General features: G+C 72.8%; 13 protein-coding genes. 12 read left to right on the top strand and 1 reads right to left on the bottom strand.

The annotated features are described in order from the left end of the window. Window positions 1-5: 5 nt before the first annotated feature. The 7 genes from GCL72_RS07005 to GCL72_RS06975 all read left to right on the top strand — a co-directional run bounded on the left by GCL72_RS07005 (window position 6) and on the right by GCL72_RS06975 (window position 6,467). On the top strand, window positions 6-1,058 hold the full coding sequence (locus GCL72_RS07005) for a Ppx/GppA family phosphatase (protein WP_153143996.1): 1,053 nt from the start codon (window positions 6-8) through the stop codon (window positions 1,056-1,058). Next, entirely contained in the window at window positions 1,045-1,902 is an 858-nt protein-coding gene (locus tag GCL72_RS07000; protein ID WP_246161071.1) for a sugar phosphate isomerase/epimerase family protein, read from the top strand. Before GCL72_RS07005 ends, GCL72_RS07000 begins: the two co-directional genes overlap by 14 nt. 51 nt (window positions 1,903-1,953) lie before the next feature. Then, window positions 1,954-2,799: a pyrroline-5-carboxylate reductase gene (proC, locus tag GCL72_RS06995; protein ID WP_153143995.1), complete on the top strand. Its 846-nt coding sequence runs from the start codon at window positions 1,954-1,956 to the stop codon at window positions 2,797-2,799. Between the two features lie 79 nt (window positions 2,800-2,878). Beyond that, complete coding sequence (locus GCL72_RS06990; RefSeq protein ID WP_153143994.1) at window positions 2,879-4,201, top strand: TrkH family potassium uptake protein; 1,323 nt, start codon at window positions 2,879-2,881, stop codon at window positions 4,199-4,201. Continuing rightward, window positions 4,194-4,865 carry a potassium channel family protein gene (locus tag GCL72_RS06985; RefSeq protein ID WP_425486766.1) on the top strand — a complete coding sequence of 224 codons (672 nt, stop codon included), beginning with the start codon at window positions 4,194-4,196 and terminating at the stop codon, window positions 4,863-4,865. The genes GCL72_RS06990 and GCL72_RS06985 overlap by 8 nt, the downstream gene beginning before the upstream one ends. An 82-nt stretch (window positions 4,866-4,947) precedes the next feature. After that, window positions 4,948-6,150: an acetoin utilization protein AcuC gene (locus tag GCL72_RS06980; protein WP_153143993.1), complete on the top strand. Its 1,203-nt coding sequence runs from the start codon at window positions 4,948-4,950 to the stop codon at window positions 6,148-6,150. A gap of 47 nt (window positions 6,151-6,197) precedes the next feature. Beyond that, window positions 6,198-6,467 carry a glutaredoxin family protein gene (locus tag GCL72_RS06975; protein ID WP_153143992.1) on the top strand — a complete coding sequence of 90 codons (270 nt, stop codon included), beginning with the start codon at window positions 6,198-6,200 and terminating at the stop codon, window positions 6,465-6,467. Between the two features lie 103 nt (window positions 6,468-6,570). Here the strand turns inward: GCL72_RS06975 and GCL72_RS06970 are convergent, their stop codons facing one another. Further along, window positions 6,571-7,128: a hypothetical protein gene (locus GCL72_RS06970; RefSeq protein WP_153143991.1), complete on the bottom strand. Its 558-nt coding sequence runs from the start codon at window positions 7,126-7,128 to the stop codon at window positions 6,571-6,573. A 260-nt stretch (window positions 7,129-7,388) separates the two neighbouring features. Here GCL72_RS06970 and GCL72_RS06965 point away from each other — a divergent pair, with 260 nt between their 5' ends. The 5 genes from GCL72_RS06965 to GCL72_RS06945 all read left to right on the top strand — a co-directional run bounded on the left by GCL72_RS06965 (window position 7,389) and on the right by GCL72_RS06945 (window position 13,475). After that, the gene (locus tag GCL72_RS06965; RefSeq protein WP_153143990.1) at window positions 7,389-7,910 is read left to right on the top strand and encodes a CarD family transcriptional regulator; all 522 of its coding nucleotides are present in this window, start codon (window positions 7,389-7,391) and stop codon (window positions 7,908-7,910) included. 98 nt (window positions 7,911-8,008) lie between these two features. Next, the gene (gene ispF / locus GCL72_RS06960; RefSeq protein ID WP_246161070.1) at window positions 8,009-9,346 is read left to right on the top strand and encodes a 2-C-methyl-D-erythritol 2,4-cyclodiphosphate synthase; all 1,338 of its coding nucleotides are present in this window, start codon (window positions 8,009-8,011) and stop codon (window positions 9,344-9,346) included. A 41-nt stretch (window positions 9,347-9,387) separates the two neighbouring features. Then, window positions 9,388-10,860 carry a cysteine--tRNA ligase gene (cysS, locus tag GCL72_RS06955; RefSeq protein ID WP_153143988.1) on the top strand — a complete coding sequence of 491 codons (1,473 nt, stop codon included), beginning with the start codon at window positions 9,388-9,390 and terminating at the stop codon, window positions 10,858-10,860. After that, the gene (gene rlmB, locus GCL72_RS06950; protein WP_153143987.1) at window positions 10,853-11,848 is read left to right on the top strand and encodes a 23S rRNA (guanosine(2251)-2'-O)-methyltransferase RlmB; all 996 of its coding nucleotides are present in this window, start codon (window positions 10,853-10,855) and stop codon (window positions 11,846-11,848) included. Before cysS ends, rlmB begins: the two co-directional genes overlap by 8 nt. A 199-nt stretch (window positions 11,849-12,047) precedes the next feature. Further along, entirely contained in the window at window positions 12,048-13,475 is a 1,428-nt protein-coding gene (locus tag GCL72_RS06945) for a maltokinase N-terminal cap-like domain-containing protein (RefSeq protein ID WP_153143986.1), read from the top strand. Window positions 13,476-13,771: the final 296 nt, after the last annotated feature.

Raw genomic sequence — 13,771 nt, 5'->3', positions numbered from 1 at the left:
ATCGGATGAGACTGGGCGTGCTGGACGTGGGGTCGAACACTGTGCACCTGCTGCTCGTGGACGCCCACATCGGGGCGAAGCCCGAGCCGTTCGCCTCGCACAAGCGGCCGTTGTCGCTGGTCCGCCATCTCGACGACGACGGCGCGATCACCCGTGAGGGGCAGGACGAGCTGCTCGGATTCATCGACGAGGCCGCACGCTTCGCCGCCCGGCACCGGGCCCAGGACCTGCTCTCCTTCTGCACCTCGGCACTCCGCGAGGCCGCCAACGGCGAGGAGGTCCTCGCCCGGGTGGCCGAGAAGACCGAAGTCGAGCTCATGGAGCTCAGCGGCGCCCAGGAGTCGGCGACGACCTTCTTCGCCGCCCGCCGCTGGCGGGGCTGGAGCGCCGGACACATCCTGAACCTGGACATCGGCGGCGGCTCCTTCGAGATGGCCTACGGCCAGGACGAGCTGCCGTCCACGGCGCTGTCGGTGCCGCTGGGCGCCGGGCGGCTGACCCGCGACCTGCTGCCCGACGATCCGCCCAGCAAGGCGCAGATCAAAGAGCTGAAGGCCTACGTCCGCGAGGAGATCGGCGCCGCCCGCCGCGAGTTCCCGACGCTGGACGCGAACACCGAGGTGCTGGCCACCTCGAAGACCTTCCGCTCGCTGGCGCGGATGACCGGCGCCGCGCCCTCGGCGTCCGGTCCGTACGTGCGCCGCACGCTGTCCCACAAGGACCTCAAGGCTCTGGTGAAGAAGCTCGGACCGATGACCGCCGCGCAGCGGGAGCAGCTGCCGGGCGTCTCGGAGATGCGCTCGCGGCAGGTCTTCGCCGGTGCAGTGGCCGCCGAGGCGGCGATGCGCGCCTTCGAGATCGAGGAGCTGCAGATCTGTCCCTGGGCGCTGCGCGAGGGGCTGATCCTGCGCCGTCTGGACTCGCTGATCCTGGACCATGCGGTGGAGATCCCGCATGCGCCCGGCGTCGGGCACGTGGACCTGCGGCGCGATCTGATCACTCCGCGGGGGTCCGGCCTCGCCTCGGCACGAGCGGCGGTCGAGCATGCCCGCGGCTGAGCACCCCTCCGCCATGACGTCGGGAGGCCCCCGCCGGCCGATCCCGGTGGCGCTGTCGACGTCGTCGGTCTATCCGCTGGGCGTCGCCGAAGGCTTCGCGATCGCCGCGGACCTCGGCTACGACGGCATGGAGGTCATGGTCACCCACCGGGCGGAGACGCAGTCGCCGCAGGTGCTGAACGAGCTGGTCCGCCGCTTCGAGCTGCCGCTGACGGCAGTCCATGCGCCCACGCTGCTGCTCACCCAGCAGGTCTGGGGCTCGGCCTGGGAGAAGCTGCGCCGCAGCGCCCGGCTGGCCGTCGACGTCGGCTGCGACACCGTCGTCGCCCATCCGCCGTTCCGCTGGCAGACCGGCTATGCCGAGCGCTTCGCCGAGGGCATCGCCGAGCTGGAGGCCTCCACCGGAGTGCGCTTCGCGGTGGAGAACATGTACCCCTGGCGCGCCGGGACCCGCGAGGCGACGATGTACCTGCCGCACTGGGACCCTGTCGCCCAGCCGTATCCGCACGTGACCTGGGACTTCTCCCATGCGGCCACCGCCGAGTCGGATTCGGCGGCCGCCTGCCGGGCGCTGGGCTCGCGGCTGCGGCACGTGCATCTCACCGACGGCTGGTCCAACGGCTTCAAGGACGATCACCTGGTGCCGGGCCGCGGCGAGCAGCCCGTGGCCGAGACGCTGGAGCTCATCGCCGCCGAGGACTTCGGCGACGGCGGCTTCGACGGCGTCGTCGCCGTGGAGGTGGCCACCCGCACCGCCCGCGGAGTGGGCGAGCGGGAGCGGATGCTGGCAGAATCGCTGGAGTTCGCCCGCAGACACCTGGGGCGGCGGGCGACGACCGGCTGAGCCCATCCGTCGGCGCCGCCCCGACACCGCCCGATGAGGAGAGGACCTCTGATGCGCATCGCCATGCTCGGACTCGGCTCGATGAACGCGGCCATCCTGTCCGGCCTGCTGGCCGGCCCGGTGTCCCGCGAGGACGTCGTGGCCACCACCCGCTCGTCCGCCTCGGCCGCCGCACGCGCCGAGGAGCTGGGCGTCGAGGTGCTCGCCGAGGAGTCGGACGCGGAGGCGAACCGCCGCGCCGTCGACGGCGCCGACGTCGTGCTGCTGGGCGTCAAGCCCCACGGCATCGTCACGCTGGCCGAGGAGATCGCCGAGTCGCTGGCGCCGCAGACTGTGGTGGTCTCGGTGGCCGCCGCCGTCGACGTCGCCATGCTCGAGTCCGCGCTGCGCGACGGACAGCCGGTGATCCGGTCGATGCCGAACACGCCGCTGTCGGTCGGGCAGGGCGTCGTCGGGCTGGCCGCCGGCACCCACGCCACCGCCGAGCAGGTGGAGTCCGTGCAGTCCCTGCTGTCGGCCTGCGGAGCGGTCCACGTCGTCGACGAGGCGCAGATCGACGCGCTGACCGGCGTCTCGGGGTCGGGGCCGGCCTATGCCTTCCTGCTGGCCGAGCACATGGCCGCCGGCGGCGTGGAGCTGGGGCTGGATCCCGAGCTGGCCGCCGATCTGGCCGCCGCCACGGTTCGGGGCGCCGGGACCATGCTGGTGGAGCACCGCGCGGCCGGCACCGCCGACGCCGCGGCGCTGCGGAAGGCCGTGTGCTCGCCGAACGGCACCACGGAGCGGGCCGTCGACGCCCTCGAGGCGCACGAGGTCCCGGCCGCAGTGCGCGCGGCGGTGGCCGCCAGCGCGTCGCGTGCGCGGGAGATGACCACCCAGCTGCGCGACGAGGTCTAAGCTGAGCGCCATGACGACAGATCCCGGGGTCGCGACTGTTCGAGGGTCGTGGTCGCAGTTCAGGCGCTGGATCGCCCGCATGGCCGGCAGCTCGCCGGCGCGTGCGGCGCTGGTGATCTTCGCCGTCGTCACCGCCCTGTTCAGCTCGCTGCTGATGATGCCGTGGGCCACCGAGTCGGGCCGGCCGGCGGAGCTGCACGAGGCGCTGTTCGTGGCCACCTCGGCGGTGTCGGTGACCGGGCTGACGCCGGTGAACACCGCCGACCACTGGTCGCTGGCCGGCGAGATCGTGATCATCGTGGCCATCCAGGTCGGCGGCCTGGGCATCCTGACCGTCGCCTCGCTGCTGGCCGCCAGCGTGACCCGCAGCCTGGGGCTGAAGACCAAGAAGATCGCCCAGGAGGGCTGGAAGACCGACCAGCTCGGCGAGGTCACCAGCCTGATCAAGATCGTCGTCGCCATCTCGCTGATCATCGAGGCGGTGCTGGCCCTGGTGCTGGTGCCGCGGCTGATCCACCTGGAGGGCGACGTCCTCAGCGGGATCTGGCACGGGCTCTTCTATGCGATCTCGGCCTTCAACAACGCCGGCTTCGTGATCCACTCCGAGGGGCTGGCCGGCCTGGACCATGACCCGCTGAGCATCTGGGCGATCATGATCGGGGTCTTCCTCGGCAGTCTGGGCTTCCCGGTGCTCTTCGCGCTGTGGCGCACCCGGCTGCGCTACAGCCGCTGGAACCTGCACACTCGGCTGACCCTGGAGGTCACCGTGCTGCTGATGGTCGCCGGCGCGGGGCTCTACGCGGTCATGGAGTGGAACAACGCCCAGACCATCGGAGAGATGGGCTTCCTGGAGAAGCTGCAGAACGCGCTCTTCGCCTCGGTGAACATGCGCTCGGGCGGCTTCTCCGTGGTGGAGTCGAATCTGGAGAATCCGCAGACCAAGCTGATCTCCGACGCGCTGATGTTCGCCGGCGGCGGCTCGGCCTCGACCGCCGGCGGGATCAAGGTCACCACCATCGCGGTGATCTGGCTGGCCTTCCTGGCCGAGGCCCGCGGCGACACCGAGTCCACCGCCCACGAGCGCACCATCCCCGCCTCGGCGGTCCGTGTGGCGGTCTCGGTCGTGGCCATGGGCGCGACGCTGGTGCTGGTCTCCACGTTGACGCTGATGACGATCACCGGCCAGGACATGGAGCGTCCGCTCTACGAGTCGATCTCGGCCTTCGCGACCGTGGGACTCACCAGCGGGCTCACCGCCGAGCTGCCGCCGGCGGGGCTGTACATCCTGTCCGGCTTGATGTTCGCCGGCCGTGTGGGCATCATTACCTTCGCCGCGGCGCTGACCGTGCGTCAGCGCAGCACGCGATACCGCTATCCAGAGGGGAGGCCGATCCTTGGGTGATCGCCGCCAGCAGCGCAACCGTCCCATCCTCATCGTCGGACTGGGGCGCTTCGGCGTGGCCCTGGGCTACCAGCTCGTCGCGCAGGGCCGCGAGGTGCTCGCGGTCGAGCGCAACCGCGGCCTGGTGCAGAAGCACGCCGACGCGCTCACCCACGTGATCGAGGCCGACGCCACCGACATCGAGGCGCTGCGCCAGATCGGCGCCGAGGAGTTCGACGCCGCCGTGGTCGGAGTGGGCACCTCCATCGAGTCCTCGGTGCTCATCGCGGTCAACCTCGTCGATCTCGGCGTGGACCACGTCTGGGCGAAGGCCATCAACCCCGCCCACGGCAAGATCCTCAAGCGGATCGGCTGCCACCACGTCATCTACCCCGAGCACGACGCCGGCGTGCGCGCCGCCCATCTGGTCTCCGGGCAGATGATGGACTTCATCAAGTTCGACGACGACTTCGCGATCGTGAAGATGCATCCGCCGCGGGACCTGCAGGGCAAGACGATCGACCAGTGCCAACCGCGCAGCCGCCACGGCGTCAACGTCGTCGGCGTGAAGTCCCCGGGCCGCGAATTCGTCTACGCCCAGCCGGAGACGCTGGTCTCGCCCGGCGACACGATCATCGTCTCCGGCGACGTGCGGAAGCTGGAGCAGTTCGCCGACCACATGTGAGCGCGGCGCGTCGGCGGCACCGACCGCAGCGTCCGGCGTGCTCGGCTCGTGCTCGGCGTCGCCGGTGTCGTAGGCTCGCGATGTGACCTGCCGCTCCTTCCGCGCCGCCGAGTCCACGGCGGTGGTCTGGCACCCGGACCTGCTCGAGTATCGGCACGCCCCCTGGCATCCGATGGACCCGGTGCGCCTCGAGCTCACCGTGGACCTCTGCCGGGAGATGGGCATCCTCGACGATCCGCGGATCAGCGTGCTGGCTCCGGGGGTCGCCGCCGACGAGGACCTGCTGACCGTCCACTCGGCCGACTACATCGAGGCCGTCCGAGCCGCCGGCGCCCAGGGCACGCCCTCCGCGGCGCACGGTCTGGGCACGGAGGACAATCCGGTCTTCGACGCCATCCACACCGCCTCGGCACGGATCGTCCAGGGCAGTCTGGACTGCGCCGACGCGGTGCTCTCCGGGGTCGTGTCCCGCGCGGTGAACGTCGCCGGCGGGATGCACCACGCCGCCCGCTCGCGGGCTGCGGGGTTCTGCGTCTACAACGACGCCGCCGCGGCGGTGCGCCGGCTCCTCGACCGCGGCGTGCCGCGGGTGCTCTATCTGGACCTCGACGCCCACCACGGCGACGGCACCGAGTCGATCTTCGTCGACGAGCCGCGGGTGATGACCATCTCGCTGCACGAGTCCGGGCTCAGCCTCTTCCCCGGCACCGGCTTCCCGCAGGACAGCGGGACCGGCGACGCCGCGGGCACGACGGTGAACGTCGCGCTGCCGGCGGGCACCGGCGACGCCGGGTGGCTGCGCGCCTTCCACGGCGTGGTCCCGCAGCTGGTCGAGGCCTTCGAACCGGCGGTGATCGTCTCCCAGCACGGCTGCGACTCGCATGCCGCGGACCCGCTGACCGACCTGCGGCTGAGCGTCGACGCCCAGCGGCAGGCGGCCATGGACGTCGCGCATCTGGTCGAGCAGCACTGCGGCGGGCGATGGATCGCCACCGGAGGCGGCGGGTACGCCGTCGCCGCGGTCGTGCCGCGCAGCTGGACGCAGCTGACCGCCGTCGTCGCCGGATGTCCGATCCCGCTGGGCGCGCCGACGCCGGAGGCCTGGCGCGAGCAGGTGCGCGCCCGCTGCGGCGTGGAGGCTCCGGAGCGGATGGACGACGGAGTCCACCTCGGCTGGCGCTCCTGGACGCACGGCCACGATCCGGGCGACGCCGTCGACCGCGCGGTGATGCTCACCCGGCGGGAGATCTTCCCGCGCCACGGGCTCGACCCCTGGTTCGACTGACCGGCGCCGCACCCCGATCCCTCATCCCGACCCCGGAGGACGACACCATGCCCGATCCCGACGCCGGCCCGCTGGTCGAGGTGCTGACTCGGCCCGGCTGCCATCTCTGCGAGGAGGCGCTCGCCGTCGCCGGCGAGGTCTGCGCCGAGTTCGCCCTGACCGTCCGTGAGGTCGACATCAGCGCCGACGAGGAGCTCGCGGCCCGGCATGCCGAGGAGGTTCCGGTGCTGCGCATCGACGGCGCGGTGCGCGACTTCTGGCGCATCGACCCGCGGCGGATGCGCCGGCTGCTGGCCGAGGCGACCGGACGCGGCTGAGCGCGGTCGTCCAGGCCCCGACCGTCGGCGGAGACACGCAGGGCCCGGACCATGGCGGTCCGGGCCCTGCGTGTCTCGGCGGGCGTATCTCGATGGACGAGGGTCAGTGGCCGCCGCCCTCGCCGTGGTGGGCGGCGCCGGCGCCGTAGGTGTCCTCGCCGTGCTCCAGGTGCTCGGTGGTGGACTCGTCCCAGCCGCCGGGGACCAGGTCGCGGTACTGCTCGTAGAGGCCGTCGAAGATCGTCGCCTCGGATTCGGCGGACTCGCCGTCGGCGGTGAGCGTGGCCTCGACGACGGCGCCCGGGGCGGCCGGAGCCTCGTCGACGATGAACTCCTCGTCCTCCTCCAGCGTGACCGCGCCGCCGGCCGGCACCTCGACGCTGAAGGTCTGTCCGGCGACCTCGATGCCGGCGTCGAGCGGCTCGCCGCCGGAGTTGGAGACGGTGCCGATCAGCCGCGCCGGCTCACCCTCGCCGGAGGTGATCAGCATGATGTGGCGGAAGTCGGCCGCCCCGACGTTCTCGACGATGCCGTTGGAGGCCGAGTACTGGTGCGTGGTGGCCTGGTAGTTGATCGCGCTGCAGCCGGTGGCGCCGAGCAGGGCGGCGGCGGCCAGAGTCGCCGCGGCCGTGCGGCGAGCCGGAGAGGGGGCGTGCTTCACGTCGGGGTCTCCTCACGGGATGGGATGCGACACGGACGGTGCGGCGCAGGTCGTGGCGCCGACGCACCTGGAGCGCACCTGGACAGGTCCAGGATACGACATCGTCGCCGGTCGGCGTCGTGCGGCGTCTCGAATTCTACATGGCGTCGAAGGTGGGGCGGCGGCGAACCCTATGCGCTGGAACCCGTGGTGCGAGCTCCGACACGCTGGTGCGGCTGTGATCCGTGATAAACTCGTCTGCGGGAAAGGGGAACATATACATGGTTTTTGAGGTCGGCGAGACAGTCGTGTACCCGCACCACGGGGCGGCGACCATCGAAGAAGTGAAGATGCGCACCATCCGCGGCGAGGAGAAGATGTACCTCAAGCTGCGGGTGTCGCAGGGTGATCTGACCATCGAGGTGCCGGCGGAGAACGTGGACCTCGTCGGCGTCCGCGACGTGGTCGGCACCGAGGGCCTGGAGCACGTCTACGACGTCCTCCGGGCGGAGTTCACCGAGGAGCCGGCCAACTGGTCGCGCCGGTACAAGGCGAACCTGGAGAAGCTGGCCTCCGGCGACGTCAACAAGGTCGCCGAGGTCGTGCGCGACCTGTGGCGCCGGGAGAACGACCGCGGCCTGTCCGCGGGCGAGAAGCGGATGCTCGCCAAGGCTCGCCAGATCCTGGTCTCCGAGCTGGCGCTGGCCAAGGACCTCGACGAGGCGCGGGCGGAGAAGCTGCTCGACGAGATCCTCGACGAGGCTCCGGTCCGCGGCGAGTCGGCCACGACCGCCGGCGAGTGACCGCCGGCTCGACGATGCCGACGGAACGGACCGGCTCCGGCGAGGAGCCCCGCACGACGACGCGCCCGGACGCTGCACAGCGCCGGGCGCTCGTCTGTGTGGCCGCCGGCAGCGGCACCCGGCTCGGCCGCGGCATGCCCAAGGCGCTGGTTCCGGTGGCCGGGCGGACCATGCTGGCCCGGGCGCTGGACGGCGTCTCCCCGGAGATCGGCTATGAGCTGGTCGTGCTGGTGCTGCCCGAGGAGCCGGAGGCTCGCCGCCGGCTCGGCGCCTGCGGCACGGAGCTGGCCGCCGCGCTCGGCGTCGACGTCGTGCAGGTCCCCGGCGCCGGCAGCCGGCCGGCCTCGGTGCGCCGCGGAGTCGACGCGGTCGCCGAGCATGCCGCGGCCCACGGCTGGGCCGAGGAGGACACCGCGATCCTGGTCCACGACGCCGCGCGTCCGCTGACTCCGGCGGCGGTCCACATCCGCGTGCTCGACGCGCTGACCGCCGGCTGGCAGGCCGTCGTGCCCGCAGTGGCGGTGGCCGACACCATCAAGACTGTCGCCGCGCCGGACGCGGGATCCGCCCCCTCCGTGGAGCGGGTCTCCGACACCCCGCCGCGCGGCGGGCTGCGCGCGGTGCAGACTCCGCAGGGCTTCACCCTGCCGCTGCTCCGGCGCGCGTTCTCCCACATCGGCGAGCTGCCCGACGAGCAGGCGGAGCGGCTCACCGACGAGGCGATGATCGCCGAGGACCTGGGCGTCGACGTCGGGCTGGTGCCCGGCGACGCGCGTTCGCTGAAGATCACCGCTCCGACCGACCTGCTGACGGCCGAGGCGCTGCTCGGCGGCGCAGAGGACGGCGGCGGCGCGGAGGACCCGGAGCCGGCCGCCCCCGAGCTGTCGCCCGCCCCGTCGCCCGCGCCCTCGGTGATCGTGCCCCGCGTCGGCGTCGGCCACGACGTCCACGCCTTCGCCGGCCCCGACGAGGGCCGCGAGCTGATGCTGGCCGGTCTGCACTGGCCGGGGGAGCGGGGACTGTCGGGCCATTCCGACGGCGACGTCGTCGCCCACGCCGCCTGCGACGCGATCTTCTCCGCGGCCGGGATCGGCGACATGGGTGTGCACTTCGGCGCCGACACCATCGGCACGTCCCGGCCGGAGCTCGCGGGCGCCTCCGGCGTCGCGCTGCTGGCCGAGGCGGTGCGGCTGGCCGGGGAGGCCGGCTTCCGCATCGGCAGCGTCTCCGTGCAGCTGGTCGGCGCCCGTCCGAAGTTCGGCCCGCGCCGGGCCGAGGCGCAGCACGCGCTGACCGAGGCCGCCGGCGCGCCGGTGTCCGTCAGCGCGACGACCTCGGACGGGCTCGGCTTCACCGGCCGGGTCGAGGGCGTGCTGGCCACGGCGACGGCCGTGCTCGTCGCGGACGGCGCGGCCAGCGCGGACGGAGCGGCCTGACCCGCGCCGTCGCCCGGAACCGGTCCGATAGGCTGGGCCCCGTGGCACTGCGACTCTACGACACCAAGACGGCGACCGTCCGCGACTTCGTCCCGCTGGAGCCCGGACGGGTCTCGCTCTACTACTGCGGCGCGACCGTCCAGGGGCGTCCGCACGTGGGGCACGTCCGCTCGGCGGTGGCCTTCGACCTCCTGGTCCGCTGGCTCGAGCACATCGGCTTCGCAGTGACCTCGGTGCGGAACGTGACCGACATCGACGACAAGATCCTGGAGAAGGCGGCGGCCTCCTTCGCCGCGGACTTCGCCGGCGGCGACGACGGCGCCGATCCGGCCGGCGAGCCGTGGTTCGCCCTGGCCCACCGCTTCGAGCAGGCCTTCCACGCCGCCTACGACGCCCTGGGCGTGCGGCGGCCGACCTACGAGCCGCGCGCGACCGGGCATATGACCGAGATGTTCGCGCTCATCGAGCGGCTCATCGAAGCCGGACACGCCTACCCGGCCGAGGACGGCTCCGGCGACGTCTACTTCGACGTCCGCTCCTGGCCGGCCTACGGCGAGCTGACCCGGCAGGCGCTCGAGGACATGCAGGACGCCCCCGACGCCGATCCGCGCGGCAAGCGGGACTCGCGGGACTTCGCGCTGTGGAAGGGGCACAAGGAGGGCGAGCCGGAGACCGCCGCCTGGGACTCGCCCTGGGGCCGCGGCCGGCCCGGCTGGCACCTGGAGTGCTCGGCGATGTCCACCAAGTATCTGGGCTCGACCTTCGACATCCACGGCGGCGGCCTGGATCTGCGCTTCCCGCACCATGAGAACGAGCTGGCCCAGTCCTCGGCCGCCGGCGACGGCTTCGCCCGGCACTGGCTGCACAACGGCATGGTCACCTACGAGGGCGAGAAGATGTCGAAGTCGGTGGGCAACACGATCTCGCCGGACGAGATGCTCGCCGCCGCGCGTCCGACGGCGGTGCGCTACTTCCTGGGCCAGGCCCAGTACCGCTCGCCGCTGGACTACCGGCCCGGAGCGCTGCAGGAGGCCGAGGCCGCCGTCGAGCGCATCGAGACCTTCGCCGCCCGCGCCGTAGAGACGCTCGGCGAGGACGCCGTCGCCGCGGCCGCGCAGCAGGTGCCCGCGGAGTTCGCGGCCGCGATGGACGACGACCTCAACGTCCCGGCCGCGCTGGCGGCGCTGCACGAGACCGTCCGGGCGGGCAACACCGCCCTGGACGAGGGGGCTGCCGACGTCGCCGCCGCCCGAGCCGCGGCCGTGCGCACCATGGTCTCCGTGCTGGGGCTGGACGACGTGCCGGAGGCCGGCTCCGGCGCCGTCTCGGCCGAGCACGCCGCGCTGGCCGCGCTGGTCGACGGGCTGCTCGCCGAGCGGGCCGAGGCCAAGGCCGAGAAGGACTTCGCCCGCGCCGACGCGATCCGAGACCGGCTCGCCGCGGCGGGCGTGATGATCGAAGACTCTCGCGAGGGCAGCCGCTGGTCGCTGCCGAAGGAGGCCCGACGTGGCTAAAGATTCCCGTCCGAAGTCCGCCGCCGTGCGGAAGAAGGAGAAGAAGGGCCCCGTCGTGGGCAGCGGCGGCCAGGGCCGGCGCAAGCTCGAGGGCAAGGGTCCGACCCCGAAGGCCGAGGACCGCGTCTATCACAAGGCGCATCGGCAGAAGCAGCTCGCCGAGCGCTCGCGGGCCAAGCAGCAGGCGCGGCAGCCGCGGACCCGCGGATCCGGTCAGGGGACCGACGACGTCGTCGCCGGCCGCAACGCCGTCCTCGAGGCGCTGACCGAGGCGGTGCCGGCCAAGGAGCTGCATGTCGCCACCGACATCGAGTCCGACGGCCGCGTCCGCGAGGCGCTGCAGCTGGCCGCCGAACAGTCGGTGCACATCCGCGAGGTCGGTCGCCGTCAGCTGGACCGCGCCTCCGGGGACGCCGTCCACCAGGGTGTGGCCCTGGTGCTCGAGCCTTATGACTACGCCGAGGCGGGCGAGCTGATCGACGAGCAGCTCGAGCGCGTCCGGAAGGGCCACCTCGCCCACCAGCCGCTGCTGGTCGCCTGCGACTCCATCACCGACCCACGAAACCTCGGCGCGATCCTGCGCGCGGCGGCGGCCTTCGACGCCGACGGCGTCATCGTCCCGGAGCGACGGTCGGCCGGGATCACCGCCACCACCTGGAAGACCTCGGCCGGTGCTGCCGCCCGGATCCCCGTCGCCCGGGCGAAGAACCTCACCCATGCGCTGCGTGCCGCCCAGCAGGAGGGCTACTTCGTCGTCGGGCTGGACGGCGACGGAGACGCCGAGCTGACCGGCCTGCCGCTCGCCGACGAACCGCTGATCGTCGTCGTCGGCTCCGAAGGGCGCGGACTGTCGCGGCTGGTGCACGAGACCTGCGATCAGATCGTCTCGATCCCGATCGCCTCGTCCACCGAGTCGCTGAACGCGTCGATGGCGGTGGGCATCAGCCTCTACGAGGTCGCCCGGCTGCGCGCCGGCGGCCAGAGCTGACCCGAGCGGGATCGAGCCGGCCGGACCTGCCAGGCCGACCGGTGCGGACACTGCCCGCGGATCGCCGACAGTTCCGTGCGCTCCTGGGGTAGCGTCGGAGCAGATGGCCCGGAGCGGCCGGCTCATGCAGTCGGCCCGCGGTCGGCACGGGACGGCGGGGGGAGCAGGACGCCCCGCCGACGGCGAAGGAGGGTTCCCGGTGAAGGAGACGACGATGGCGCCGGTGCGCGGTGAGCAGTTCCCCGGCTTCCTCGACGTGGTCGAGACCTGGCTGGCCGGCCGGGAGTGGTTCCCGGCGCGCACTGGTCGACGGAGCCTGCGCCGCGTCGGCGGGCAGCGGCTCCCGACTCCCGAGGGCGAGCCGGACGCGGGACTGGTGCTGGAGGTCCACCTCCTCGAGGTCGAGCACGACGGCGTCCGGGACCTGGTCTCGGTGCCGGTCGCGCTGCGCACCCGGCCGTCGGCGCTCGCCGGCAAGGACGCCTTCATCGGCACGCTGCGCACCGACGACGGAGAGCGCTGGCTCTACGACGGCGCCCGCGACCAGGCCTTCCTCGCCGCCTGGCTGGAGATGGCCCGACGTCGCCGCGGCACCCGCGATGGTCGGGCGCACGGCCGGGCCTTCGCGGACTTCGCCGAGCACACCCCCTTCACCGGACGTCTGCGTCGCAGTCCGATGGCCGGCGAGCGCGAGGACGTCGCTCGCACTGTGGTCACCGCCGATGCCGGGCACGGCGTCGACGACGAGGACGCCGTCGTCGTCGATGTGCTGCGGCGCCCCGATGAGGCGCGGAGCACGGCGCTCGAGACCGCGCTGACGCTGACCCAGGCCCGCTCGCGGTCCGTCGCACCGGTGCTGGGACTCGTCGGCGGCGCCTGGCGCACCTCGGACGATCGGTGGGCCGGCGGCGACCTCGCCGTGCTCCGCGGACGGGGATGTCTCGGAGAACAGGCGCGCGACGCGGCACGGACTGCGCTGCGCGAGGAGACGCCCCTCGTCGAGACCGCCCGAGCCCTCGGCCGCGGACTGGGCACGTTCCATGCCGACCTCGCCGGTGCGCTCGGGGCGCATCCGCAGACTGCTCGGCAGCTGTCGACCATGACCCAGGACGCCCGGCGGACGCTGGCCGAGCAGTGGCGCGACGTCTCCGAGCGCTTCGACGAGGAGGAACAGGCCGAGATCGGCGAGGTCGTGGACACCCTGGAGATGGAGCTGCGCGAGGCCGACGAGCCCCAGATGCTGCAGCACATCCACGGCGACCTGGACATGACCAGGCTGCGCGGGGTGGAGGAGGCCGGGGGCACTCGGTGGATCGTCTCCGAGCAGGGCGGCATGGTCGAGCATGCGTTGCCGCTGCGCGACGTGGTGTCGGTGCTGATCTCCCTCGCCGATGCCGTGATGGAGCGGGTCGAGGAGGCCCCCGACGCCTCGGTGAACTACGCCCGCTGGTACGACGACGCCTCGCGAGCCGTGCTCGCCGGCTATCGGAGCAGCGATGCGGACGCCGCGGGAGTGGACTCGGTCTTCTTCCGCGCGGGGATGCTCTCCGAGGCCTTCGACCTGTTCGCCCGGTGGGGCGGACGGTGGGTCTTCCGCCCGTCCATGCTCATCCAGACCGAGTCCTGATCCTCGACCGCCGCGTCCTCCCCGCAGGGGAGAGGACGTGCCAGCGGGAGGGACGTCCCGCGGGACGAGCGGCGGAGCCCGGGCCCCGCGGAATGTGACCACGGATACATCGCAGCGTCTGCGGCGGATGCACGGTCCGGAAGCAGCGGATCCCCGGCATGGCGGGGATCGAGGCGCTGTTCATGCGAAGTTTACATTCGTTCTGAGGCGGTGCTAGAGTTTCATCCCGTGCTCAGGGCACAGGGCAGACGCCGGAAGGGTCGCTCTGGGGTGCTGGGCCGGGCATGGCGACTGGA

It is taken from the genome of Nesterenkonia halophila, assembly GCF_009467795.1.
Taxonomy (GTDB): Bacteria; Actinomycetota; Actinomycetes; order Actinomycetales; family Micrococcaceae; genus Nesterenkonia; species Nesterenkonia halobia.
This window is presented reverse-complemented; position numbering and strand designations above follow the sequence as displayed.

What these genes read in the sequence shown, in the direction of transcription:
- GCL72_RS07005 (WP_153143996.1), top strand. Translation starts at nt 6, where the DNA reads ATGAGACTGGGCGTGCTGGACGTGGGGTCGAACACTGTGCACCTGCTG.
- GCL72_RS07000 (WP_246161071.1), top strand. Translation starts at nt 1,045, where the DNA reads ATGCCCGCGGCTGAGCACCCCTCCGCCATGACGTCGGGAGGCCCCCGC.
- proC (WP_153143995.1), top strand. Translation starts at nt 1,954, where the DNA reads ATGCGCATCGCCATGCTCGGACTCGGCTCGATGAACGCGGCCATCCTG.
- GCL72_RS06990 (WP_153143994.1), top strand. Translation starts at nt 2,879, where the DNA reads ATGGCCGGCAGCTCGCCGGCGCGTGCGGCGCTGGTGATCTTCGCCGTC.
- GCL72_RS06975 (WP_153143992.1), top strand. Translation starts at nt 6,198, where the DNA reads ATGCCCGATCCCGACGCCGGCCCGCTGGTCGAGGTGCTGACTCGGCCC.
- GCL72_RS06965 (WP_153143990.1), top strand. Translation starts at nt 7,389, where the DNA reads ATGGTTTTTGAGGTCGGCGAGACAGTCGTGTACCCGCACCACGGGGCG.